Annotated in this window: 7 protein-coding genes and 1 riboswitch; of the genes, 4 read left to right on the top strand and 3 right to left on the bottom strand. The window is 35.2% G+C overall.

Translation table 11 applies throughout. The features are described 5' to 3' along the window. Window positions 1-49: 49 nt before the first annotated feature. Window positions 50-616, bottom strand: a complete 567-nt coding sequence (locus I5435_RS11845; protein WP_024361755.1) for a TetR/AcrR family transcriptional regulator — start codon at window positions 614-616, stop codon at window positions 50-52. 506 nt (window positions 617-1122) lie between these two features. Next, complete coding sequence (locus I5435_RS11840; RefSeq protein WP_229389690.1) at window positions 1123-2037, bottom strand: LysR family transcriptional regulator; 915 nt, start codon at window positions 2035-2037, stop codon at window positions 1123-1125. Between the two features lie 283 nt (window positions 2038-2320). On the opposite strand from I5435_RS11840, the gene I5435_RS11835 reads away from it, so the two are divergent. Both I5435_RS11835 and I5435_RS11830 read left to right on the top strand, forming a co-directional pair. After that, the gene (locus tag I5435_RS11835) at window positions 2321-2869 is read left to right on the top strand and encodes a cupin domain-containing protein (protein WP_025219478.1); all 549 of its coding nucleotides are present in this window, start codon (window positions 2321-2323) and stop codon (window positions 2867-2869) included. A 169-nt stretch (window positions 2870-3038) separates the two neighbouring features. Then, window positions 3039-3836: a dihydrodipicolinate synthase family protein gene (locus I5435_RS11830; RefSeq protein WP_025219479.1), complete on the top strand. Its 798-nt coding sequence runs from the start codon at window positions 3039-3041 to the stop codon at window positions 3834-3836. Window positions 3837-4390: 554 nt separating this feature from the next. On the opposite strand, the gene I5435_RS11825 is transcribed toward I5435_RS11830, so the two are convergent. Then, the gene (locus I5435_RS11825) at window positions 4391-6190 is read right to left on the bottom strand and encodes a S9 family peptidase (protein WP_337982296.1); all 1800 of its coding nucleotides are present in this window, start codon (window positions 6188-6190) and stop codon (window positions 4391-4393) included. Between the two features lie 491 nt (window positions 6191-6681). Further along, a riboswitch (cobalamin riboswitch) is annotated at window positions 6682-6878 on the top strand. A gap of 170 nt (window positions 6879-7048) precedes the next feature. On the opposite strand from I5435_RS11825, the gene I5435_RS11820 reads away from it, so the two are divergent. Continuing rightward, entirely contained in the window at window positions 7049-7780 is a 732-nt protein-coding gene (locus tag I5435_RS11820; RefSeq protein WP_337982295.1) for a DUF4430 domain-containing protein, read from the top strand. 104 nt (window positions 7781-7884) lie between these two features. Further along, entirely contained in the window at window positions 7885-11691 is a 3807-nt protein-coding gene (locus tag I5435_RS11815; RefSeq protein WP_337982294.1) for an S-layer homology domain-containing protein, read from the top strand. The last annotated feature ends 52 nt before the right edge of the window (window positions 11692-11743 follow it).

Raw genomic sequence — 11743 nt, 5'->3', positions numbered from 1 at the left:
TCCTTTTAGTACTATTTAGTACTAATTTGGTGTAAAAAAAATGCTTCTTTTATCGAAGCAAGTTAAACAAATGATCTGCTGTTTTCATGATTACAGTTGCATCCTTTAGTGTTTCTGAAATAAATAGCGCTCCTTCAAGATTTGTAATAAAAAGAGATGCAACCTCGTCAATATTAATTGTCTTTTTAAATTCACCATTCTCTACCCCTTGTTTAAGTAATAGAGAAACTTTCGTTTGTAATCCTACGAAAAAAAGACCTATTTTTTCTTTTACTTTTGAGGCATTTGTAGGGCTTTGAATATAAAGCGTAATAAATGGACAGCCCCCCTTATATTCTCTCGTCTGTACTCCTTGTGATAATTGCTTTAAAAAAAGTTGGATACGATCTTCAACTAATAATTGGTTTTGAGATAGTAAGCCATCAATTGCAGCTTGATACATTGCAATCCAATAATCGACGACCCCATCCAACAATTCTTCCTTATTAGAAAAGTGATAATACACATTAGACTTTGAAACTTTGCTTACACGAACTAATTCATCCATGCTTGTATAAGCAAACCCTTTTTCTAAAAATAATGTTGCAGCTACTTCAATCACACGTTTTTGATTCATTAATTTTCCTTTTGTCATAATTAGTACTATATAGTACTAAAACAGATGTTGCAAGTATTTTTGTTAGTTTAATAAAAAATTGATAAAAAAAGCTATACTTTAATTGTTTTTACTTTGCATAGTGGTTTTTTGTATAGAATTACAAAGAAATTGGGTGGATACACTAAGCGAACTTGGGCTTCACGATGAATGGACTCAATCGCCGGTAGCACTGTTTGCTGGACAACATCTAAAGCATCCTCCTCATCCCTCTTTTATCCATTATCCTACCTCCAATTTTATTTCTGTCTTCTACTTTTAACCTAACCACTTCCGATCGTTAAGCTTTATAATATCTATTTTGCTTTAAAATCATGTATAAACGATAAAAATGAACAATTCGAAACCCCCCTTGAGCATCAAGGGGGGTTTTGATTTCGGAACTTCCCAAAAAAATGGACCTTAAGAGAATTCATTGTTGTTTTAGCGTGTTCAACACGACCTCGTTAGGTTCAACTAGGTAATCTTTAATCAGTATCTTTATTGGTTTTATAATTCAAATTAATTGTGGTAGCCTTTAGCTGTTCAATAAACATACGTGTAGCAGCACCCATATATTTATCTTTCCTATAGACGATTCCTACTTCTCGGGAAAGATTAGAATTTACAATTGGAATGACTCTTATTTTATTATTGCTAAGGCACTCTAAATAAGGTTTAGGCAATATAGTCACTCCTACTCCTTTTTCAACCATGTCAATTAACGATTCCATCGTTGTTATTTCAAAAGCGGGCTGAGGGAGAAATCCCAAGTCATTGCAAGATTTATTGATAAGTTGTCTTATAAAGTAGTTTTCAGGAAATAAAACGGACGATGTTGTCCGCAAAACATCCAAATGGACCATTTCCTGTTCTTCTAATGGATGCCCATTGGGTACCGCAAGAGCCAGTTCCTCCTTGTACAAAGAAATCGATTCTAATTCTCTATCTTTCATAGGTAAAAAAACAATCCCTATATCCAATTTATTTTCTAACAAGCTTATCCTAATGTCTTCCGTGCGTAGTCCAAACACAGAAATTTTAATAGCAGGGTATAAACGATGAAAATTAAGTAATGTCGGTGGAATTAGGTAATTTTCAACTGTTAACAATGTTCCGATAGAAATATTTCCTCTTTGGAGTCCGTTTAATTCCTTTATAGCAGTTTGTGCTTGTTCTATTTCATGGAAAATATTCTGAGTATACTTCAGAAGTAGTCTTCCTGATTCTGTAAGTGCCGTCTTTTTACCAATTCGATCAAATAAAGGTGCTCCAATCTCATGCTCCAATAGGCGAATTTGTTGGCTTAAAGATGGTTGGGAAATTCCAATCTTTTCTGCAGCTCTTGTAAAGTGAAGTTCCTGGCATACTGAACGAAAATATTCAAGTTGTCTTAATTCCATTCTAGGGTCCCCCTCATAAATCAATTTATGGCAATATGTATTGTATCATAGTTTTAACCTATTATTACTATATAAATAATTGAATTGAACTATGGTTTGAGGTGCCCTAAACTGTAATTACAAGCCCAGTTTATAACAGTATTTAATAAAGTGGGTTTCCCTTTCCAACGCTGTATTGCTTTAAATTCACTTAGTCCTGAAAGGAGGTGCCTTTAAGATTTGATAGGGCGATGGAAGCACAGGAAGGTTAAAAAATTCTCAAAAAACCTAGGAGGTTATTAAAATGAGCGATCAAAGAACGGATATTATTAGTTACAAAGATTTTTTACAAAAAAGTACCAAGTCGACTGTTCGTCCTTGTATTTGGAAAGGAACAGATATAAAGGCACAATTAGATGATTCATTGTCTAGCGATTTTATGGGTGATGGCAGAGGCGCAGTTTCGCTGATAAATAAAGATACTGGTGATAAATACGGTGTGACCCCTACTATAAACGCAGTGGTCCAAGTATTGGCGCCAGGTGAACATAATAACCCACACAAACACAGTAATTTGGCTATCTTTATTGTATTTGAAGGAGAAGGCTATAGTATCATTAATGGCGAGAAAATTGAGTGGGAAAAAGGCGATGTATTTGTATCTCCTGCTTGGCTTTCACACGAACATTGCAATACGTCTGATCATGATAATGCTGTTCTTTATACTATCCAGGATGTACCTACTGTCTCCGGTATGGGGACATGGTTTTTGGAAGAACCTGTTGGGTCAGGAGCAAAACATGTTGTTAAAGAAAATATCACTAATAAGAATGATATTTTACCAGAAAAGTAAAATAACAAGCTCCTGCCAGCAATGAATTTACTCATACCTCTGACAATAAGTTTGTACAGATTCGTGAACACACGTGGAGAGATAGTTCATCCTCTTATCCGTACAAAGTGGTGGTATTACGTTGGTTCTATATTAATATTATTGGGTAAATAATTGGAGGATATAATTGATGAAAAATCTAAATGTTGCTATTCCAACCCCCTTTCATGATGATGAAAGCTTATATTTAGAAGGTTTCAACCCCATTGTTGAACATTTAAAGAATAACGGAATTGAGTCACTACTTGTATCTGGTTCTACCGGTGAGCAAAATTCAATGAGCATTGATGAACGATTGCAAATCATTGATTACTTTAATAAGCAAAACTTTCAAAATATTGAACTAATGTTTGGTGTTTCAGGTGCGAGAACGAGAGATGCGATAAAACTAATTCAAGCACTTGAGAAATCTGTTTTTGATGCCATTCTTGTCCAGTTTCCACTTTATATTCAACCATCACAAAAACAAGCCATTGCTTATGTTAATGAATTGCTAACACATACTACTAAAAAAGTTGTGCTATATAATAATCCTGCCCGAACTGGATTTAACCTAAGTGTTGAATCCCTGAATGAACTTGTTTCTCAACAACACCCGAACCTTATCGGCCTTAAAGAAGAGTACAATGTGAAGCGTCATAAAAATACACAGTTACCCGATGATTTCATTATGTTTGCTGGAGGAGATGTTGACCTCATAGAAAAAATACTCGGTGGCTGCAATGGACTTTCCAGTATGGTAGGCAATGTTTACCCTAAAGAAATTAAGCAAATTTTAAATGACCTACTAATGAAAAAACCAGTTGATGTTCATAAAATAAATCAACTAATTGACGAAGTGACACATTATCAAGCCGTTATCAACATAAAAAAACATTACAATTCCCTTGGTATAAAGGTAGGTCCTTGTCGATCGCCCATTAATTAGTAACTAGTTTTCAGCTACTATACACAGTTGATTCAAACAAACGACTTTTTTGAAATAGCCGCATTTTTCAACATGAGAATGCGGCTTTATGCTGTACAAAACAGAAATGGATTGCGAATGCTTAGTAGTCAATACACCCCCTGAAGCTGGTCAGGGGGTTTCAATACGAAAATCTAATTTTGTCTCGCCCTGTAATCGTTTGTTTAACGTAAAAAAAGCCCGGAGCAAATAAAGGTGTTTCGCTTTGATAATCCAAGGCTTCTATATCTGCATTTAACGCAAGAAGCAATTCATATATTCCCTCGTGGGTATTATATTTGATTTGCCGAGAATGAGGATTTAAATTCGTGCACTAGCACATACAATGTTCTCTTTGCCCTTATAAACGGACGATAAATGAAAAAAGACTAGGGTCTACTGATGTAGAATCTAGTCTTTTTTCACTTCAACTAATATTTCCATCAACTTACGCCCTCATTACTTAAAGAAAGAATTGTTAATACTCTTTAGGTTTTTTCCCAGTTGGGCTTATTTAACTTTTATCATACGTATCATTATGCTTTCACTTTAGATTCAACGAACTGATTCAAAAATGACAGGATTTTTTGATAAACAGCAATTTCATTTTCTTTTTTAGAAAAGCCATGTCCTTCGTCTTCAAGAAGCATATACTCGACCTCACGACCTTTATCTTTTAAAGCCTGCACGATTTGATCAGATTCCTCTTTTACAACACGCGGGTCATTGGCTCCTTGGATAACTAGCATTGGTTTCACCATGTTTTCTAAATAAGTAATTGGTGAGTATTCAATGAGTTTTTGCTTGTCTTTTTCCGGGTTTCCCACCCACTGATCCATAATGGGCTTCCAGTCTTCAGGAACTGAGTTGATAAATGAGAACAAATCAGATGGCCCAAATATATCCACGACGGCTTTGAAATAATCAGCGTGTCTACCGTGGAGCAATAAGGCCATGTATCCTCCGTAACTTCCGCCCATCAATAAAATATTGCCTTTTTTCGCGTAATCATTTTCTATGAGCCAGTCGAGACCAGCTACATTATCAAGTCTTGGACCGTGTCCCCAATCTCCCTCTACCATTTTTGTGAAAGCTAATCCATAGCCTGTTGATCCACGGAAATTTGGCGCAAAAATGCTATACCCATTATTTAAAAAGAATTGGAAGGAAGCTCTAAAAAATTTTCGTTCTGCGGCTTGCGGACCACCATGCGGCCAAAAAATGATTTCACCATTATCATTTTCTTTGTTAGCTTTGAAAAATAAGGACTCTATTTCAAGTCCATCAAAGGAAGAATACGTAATCACATCTGGCTCCACTAATTCACTTTGATCTACGCCTGGAACTGTGTATTCCGTTAAAGAAGTCCATCCATTTTCCTTAAAATAATAGATATTATGTGGCTTCGTCGCACTTCTTCCTAATAAATACAAATTACCGGATTTTGTGACGATAAGTTTTTCAATAATACTGCATGGTGAATCGAGTTCTTCCCAATTATTCGATAACAAATCATGCTTATACAAATGATCTTCTACACCTTTTTCACTGATGACATACAGACACTGCTTTTCTTTGTTATATTTCAACGTAGTAAAGCTTTCATTCTCTAAATCTTTCAATTTTACAAACTCATTTGTCTCTAAATTATAGGAAGCCAAATACGTAAAATCAGCATTGTAATTTGTTAATAAATAGATGAGGTTATCGGATACAAACACTGCGTCACCGACCGTATGTTGCTGATCTGTTGGCGGAGTCAGGAGAATATGCTCCTCTCCTCGTTTAGCGTATAGTAGTGTATTGGTATTAGCAAAATGTTTATAGTAAAGGGCTACCTCTTCATTCGGGCTAAAATCGAGTAAAAAAGTGGGCGCATCTTTTCCCACAAGAACTGTTTTTTCCTCACCTGTCACCAAGTCATAGACATATGCATTTAAATATGTTGGATTTTCTTTCGAAGATGTATAATAAAGCTTGTTCCCATCTTCAGATAAAATGGGCACAGAATTGCGAGTTCCTTCTTCATAAATAATTTTTTTCATTGTTCCACCTTGAAGTGGAATTCCATAAAATTGCGTATTTTCGTCCCCATTCCTGTCAAAACCAGCAATGATAAACCGTCCTTGTTTGTCATAGATAAGCCCTTGGCAGCTTTGGTCAATGAAAGTAAGCTGTGTCGGGAACGTATTTGGTAAATTCATCGCCCATAAATTATACTTGCCACTTAAATTTGTACTGAAAACTAGCTGTTTTTCATCTGGACTCACCGCAAAATCACCAATCGAAAATGTTCGTAAAAACTGTTCTACATCTGGTTTAGAAAAAGATATCAAATTCAACACTCCTTACTTATTTTAAATTGAGTGAAAAGTCTATCTATTTATAAAATATCATTATTACACTTCAATGTATAATATATATGATAAGAAAATGTACTATATGCTATGATTTTACCTTCTGTTTATCATAAAAAAATAAAGAAACTTCCTGATTGATAAATTTCATAGGATTATCTTTAAAGATAACTGCTTCTCCTCAAAAAGCTTCATATTCCCTGAGTAGTAAAGCTTATCTCCATTCTCTTCCCTACAATATTTTAGAAATCTGTCCCTAGTTTTTCTCAATATTGCGATCTACTACATAACTTGTAATAGCTTTAACACTCGGAAGAGTGGGATATCTATCGGTTTCTTCTTGCGATTATAACTTATATACATAAACAAAAATAATGGAGGTAACTCCATTATTCGATAAGGAATATCTATCCTTTTTATTTAACTATTTGGAAAATGAGGAAAATATGTTAAACTAAACATCAAGTGAATAGCAATTGCAGAATAAAGGTGCTCTTTTAAGAGCTTAATAGGGAATTCGGTGCAAAGCCGAAGCTGTTTCCGCAACTGTAAGTGTAGATGACTACAGAAAATACCACTGTCAAACGGGGAAAAATGCCCCCAGTAGATGGGAAGGTTCTGAATAGGATACACGAGCCAGGAGACCTGCCTTTATTCCATCGTATTAACTCTCTTCGGAAGCTAGGAGAACTTACGGCAAATAGATGGACAGGCATATTATTTTATTATGCTCCTTTTCTGTTTACCTTGGATGCTTCCCTTTTTTAAGAGAAGCATCTTTTTTATTGGAGTTAATCGCAAAAACTTTCACTACAATAAAATTAGGAGGTTTTCAAAATGGTTACTTTTAAAAAATGGTGGCATATAGCTTTCGCTTTTCTTTTAGCTGTTTCGCTATTATCACCGACAGCAAGTGCAACAACAGTATTACAACCTACAAATCAAGAGGCACAAACTGCAACATTCGATGTCCAATTATCTGTTGACGGTTTGCATGGTCCCATCCTACCAGCAACAACGGAAATTGCCTCAACTGGCACTACGGCATTATCACTAATGGAAAATACATTAACAGCAAACGGTATTCCATATATAGTTACTATTCATCCTATCTATGGTCCTTATCTTGAATCCGTTGATGGGCGAGCTAGTGGCAGCTTAAATGGTTGGGATGGTTGGGTATACACTGTAAATGGTATTAGCCCAACTGTTGGTTTAGATGCTTATAAATTAGAGCCTGATGATAAAGTTCATATTTATTATACGACATGGGCTAAGCTGGGCACTGCTAGCACAGTGGATGTAGGACAAATAAATCCAAAGGTTACTGTGGATTTAACGGGTGACCTATTTCTAACAAATGCCTCTAATATTGCTAATTGGACAATTAACACAGGTACTACAGCGCTAACAGCTCAATCAATTACTGTCAACACAGATCAACAAGCAGTTATCACATTTTTTGGACAAGCTGAAGAAGGTAATATCTCGATTACAGCCTCTGCAAATGCACTACTTGGTGGTTCAACAAGTGAACCATTAACAATTGACGTAACACCCAATAACTAAGTAATTAAGTACTGAAAAAGTGAATCCATTTTAAAGAAATGCACTTTTTCAGTACTATTTTTTAGATATTACTAGCAACATCTCTAAAGGAAGTGAGTTTTCAAATGGATATTTTTAAAAAGCAAATACATTTAGTCATTATCTTTATTTTAATATTTTCGCTATTATCCCCTGCTGCCACTGGCAAAGCACAGCATCTTGAAGGAGAAACATACGAACAAAATACTTCAGACATAAATAACACAGAAATAGACAATCCAAATGAACAATTAACTATGACGCCATTAATAGAGAATGCGCCGAATACAATTAGTGATATTCAATTAAATACGACAGAACCTTTATTTTTAACAATTGGAGAAACATCGCAACTTGCTGTAGCTAGCTCAACAACAGAAGATAGTACCCTAATTGAATGGTCATCGAGTGCTCCTACAATTACAACAGTTGACAATCAAGGATTAGTTACAGCGATTTCAATTGGGGATGCTCAGATTAACGCAAAAGTTGGTGAAGTATCTAAGGCAATTTATGTATATGTTATTACACCTGAAGAACAAAACTTTATAAATTTGGTGAATAGCCTCCCAGAAATTATAGTTGCTGATGAGGTAACAGCTATACAATTAACAGCAGCTCGCAAAACATATAGTGCATTAACACTAGATCAAAAGAAAAAAGCATTAATAAGTAATTACAATAACAAACTTGGTGAAAAAGAAGGCCAACTGGTAGAAGCCTTCATTAATTCTATTCCTTCATTTGATACATTCGATGAAACAATTGCTCAACAATTAATAAATGCTCGTACGAAATGGAACGCTTTACTACTAAATGAAAAAAAGAAACTAGTGCAAATAGAGGCTATCTTAATAGAAAAGGAACTGAAATACGTCGGACTTTTAATTTCTACTATTTCGTCATTAGAAATAAGCAATGAAGAGTTAGGTTCACTATTCAATACTACTCGTAAAATATACAAAGGAATACCAGCACAGCAAAAAGTAAATGTAACAAATTACCAATATCTTGTAGATAAAGAAATCGAATATGTTATATATTTAATTGACTCTCTTCCTGAAACAATTCAGATTGCTGATGAGGCAACAAAAAAACAATTAGAAGAAGCTCGGACAACATACAATGCCTTAGATAAAAATCAAAAAACTAAAATAAATAATTATCAAGAGCTTGTAGATAAAGAAAACATTTTCACAACAGCCCCTCGGATTCAAGAAGTGATATTTAAAATAAACGTGCTCCCCCCTATAGCCTCGGTTACATGGGCGGATCATTTGAAAGTTAATGCAGCACAACAAGCCTATGATAATTTGTCAGCTCAAGAAAAACAATCTGTATCAAATTATAATAAGCTAGAGACTTTACAAAAGCGATTAGTAGAATTGAGACCAACAACGATTAAAGCCTATAACTCTGTTGGTCAATATTTAGTATCAAGCTCACCGCAGCCTGTCTATCAATCAGAGTGGACTATTTTAACACTTGCACGTGGTGGTTATGTCAATTTATCAAATAGTTATTATAGTAAATATTATAAAAATATAGAGAATCATGTAAAATCAAACAGTGGCGTAATCGCCTCTCAAGCAACAGATTACTCTCGGGTAATAATAGCTCTTACAGCTATCGGGAAAGATCCTACAAATGTCGCTGGCTATAATTTAGTTGAAAAATTAAAAGATTTTAATTTTGTAACACGTCAAGGCATCAACTCTGCCGTCTTCACTTTAATTGCACTCGATACATGGGACTTTGAATTACCTAAAACAGCTACAACAACACGTGAAAAATTAATTAAATATATTTTACAAAGACAATTAAACGATGGTGGCTTTGCCTATGCTGGTACTGAAGCTGACCCTGATATCACCGCAATGGTCATTCAATCACTCGCTCCATACTATCAAAGTAATGCAGAAGTAAAAACAGCCGTTAATCGTGCAATTGATACATTAGCAGCTATTCAATTACCTAATGGCGGATATAAGTCAGATAACTTTGAAAATGCTGAAAGTCCAGCACAGGTTGTGACTGCTCTAGCAAGCTTAGGGATAAATGCTAACAACGATAATCGTTTTAATAAAGTCATTTCTAATATCATGACATATAGCTCAGAAGATGGTGGCTTTAAACATGTATTAATCGAAAACAAAGCAAATGGCATGGCAACGGTTCAGGTTGGCTATACATTAGCAGCATACAACCGTTTATTAAATAATCAAACTGCTCTTTACGATATGTCAGATACAAAGTCAGATAATACTGGAAATAATCCAGGAGATATTGACAATGGAAGCGATGGAGAAGAACCTTCCAACCCTGATGATAAAGGAAATCAACCTTCTAACCCTGATGGACAACCTTCTGATAATGAAGAAATTGGTTATACGACATTCTCAATTCGAATTTCGTCTTCTGAAGTGCCATTAAAATCAACATCAACTAAATTATTTGCTGGTGAAACTGCTTTTGACGTTTTAAAACGAGTAACATCGGAAAACAGTGTTGCCTTAAGCTATCGTCAAACAGAATATGGAACATATATTGACGGAATTGCGGGTGTTTATGAATTTGACCGAGGTCCTTTAAGTGGTTGGATGTATCGTGTAAATGGTCAATACCCTTCTTATTCTGCGGCACTTTACACACTATCCCCTGGTGATTCAGTTGAATGGCTTTATACGACCGATTTAGGTAAAGATGTCGGTGGATATGTAGAAGATGGAAGCGAAAAAAGTGGCCCTCTAGCTGAAGAAAACAAAGAAAAATGCAAGGGTGAAAATACAGAAAATTGCAAAGAGACAGAAAAGAATTGTGCAGGCGCAGATACACAATGCGCTGAAGAAATGAATAAAGGGAATAAAGGAAATGAAGAAAACAAAGGAAACAGAGGAAATGTAGATAATCCAGTTGCTGAAATTACTATTGAAGATGGTAGTAACAAAGCAATTATTACATCCAAACATATTAAAGAATATCTTGAAAAGAATGTACAAAAGTTTGTTATTCAAAGCAAAAATAATTTCAAAATAGAAATTCCAACTTCTATATTTACTAGAATTAAGCTTACAGAAAGTGAGCAAATAATTGCCTCGGTAACGAAAGAAGCTAAAAATAAACAATTCACTGTCAAATTCGGTATTGAGGCTACTAATGGTAAAACAAAGTCAATTACTATAGATAAAGAATATTTAAAAGTTACGCTACTTGCCAACGAGTTAAAACCGAATATGGTCGTTTTACAGCTTGATGGTAGTGAATACAAGCCTGTTCCACATAGAATTGTGAACGGTGAAATTGTTCTCTTCACAAAATCTAGTGGTACATTCGTTGTAACAGAAAGTACAGTAACATTTAACGATATTGCCCATTTAGCTAATAAAGAAGAAATTGAATTTTTAGCGAGCCGTCTTGTAATCAAAGGAACTACACCAGAGACGTTTGAGCCATATAAACCAATTACTCGTGCGCAATTTTCAGTATTAATCAGCCGTGCACTTGGTTTACAGGCAAAAGGTGAAAATCCATTTAACGATACAGAAGGCAAATGGTATGCAACAGATATTCAAGCTCTGTTCGAGGCAGGTATTACAAAAGGCACAACTTCTTCAACATTTAATCCTGAAGCTCCGATTACACGTCAACAAGCAGCGGCATTTATGGCACGCATTTTAGAATATTTAAATGCTGATGTGAAAGCCACAGGAGAGGTTAATTTCACAGACGCTAGCAATATTAGCGCTGAATACTTGCCTTATATCGAGCTATTAAATAGCCTGGATATTATGACAGGTAAGCCGGATGGTTCATTTGATCCACGTGCTTCTTTAACACGTGGACAAACAGCAAAAATTTTAAAACGTACGTTAAATATCGCAGGCATCATGTAATTTTCCTTACTAACCCAAGTGATCACAGCATTTGGGTTAGTATCTTTTATAG

The organism is Lysinibacillus sp. C5.1 (genome assembly GCF_016350185.1).
GTDB classification, from domain to species: Bacteria; Bacillota; Bacilli; order Bacillales_A; family Planococcaceae; genus Lysinibacillus; species Lysinibacillus sphaericus.
The sequence above is the reverse complement of the archived record's forward strand: the minus strand, read 5'-3'. Positions and strand labels throughout refer to the sequence as shown.

Excerpts from the sequence above, each read along its gene's own strand:
- I5435_RS11815 (WP_337982294.1), top strand. The coding sequence starts at position 7,885 with ATGGATATTTTTAAAAAGCAAATACATTTAGTCATTATCTTTATTTTA.
- I5435_RS11820 (WP_337982295.1), top strand. The coding sequence starts at position 7,049 with ATGGTTACTTTTAAAAAATGGTGGCATATAGCTTTCGCTTTTCTTTTA.
- I5435_RS11845 (WP_024361755.1), bottom strand. The coding sequence starts at position 616 with ATGAATCAAAAACGTGTGATTGAAGTAGCTGCAACATTATTTTTAGAA.
- I5435_RS11830 (WP_025219479.1), top strand. The coding sequence starts at position 3,039 with ATGAAAAATCTAAATGTTGCTATTCCAACCCCCTTTCATGATGATGAA.
- I5435_RS11835 (WP_025219478.1), top strand. The coding sequence starts at position 2,321 with ATGAGCGATCAAAGAACGGATATTATTAGTTACAAAGATTTTTTACAA.
- I5435_RS11840 (WP_229389690.1), bottom strand. The coding sequence starts at position 2,037 with ATGGAATTAAGACAACTTGAATATTTTCGTTCAGTATGCCAGGAACTT.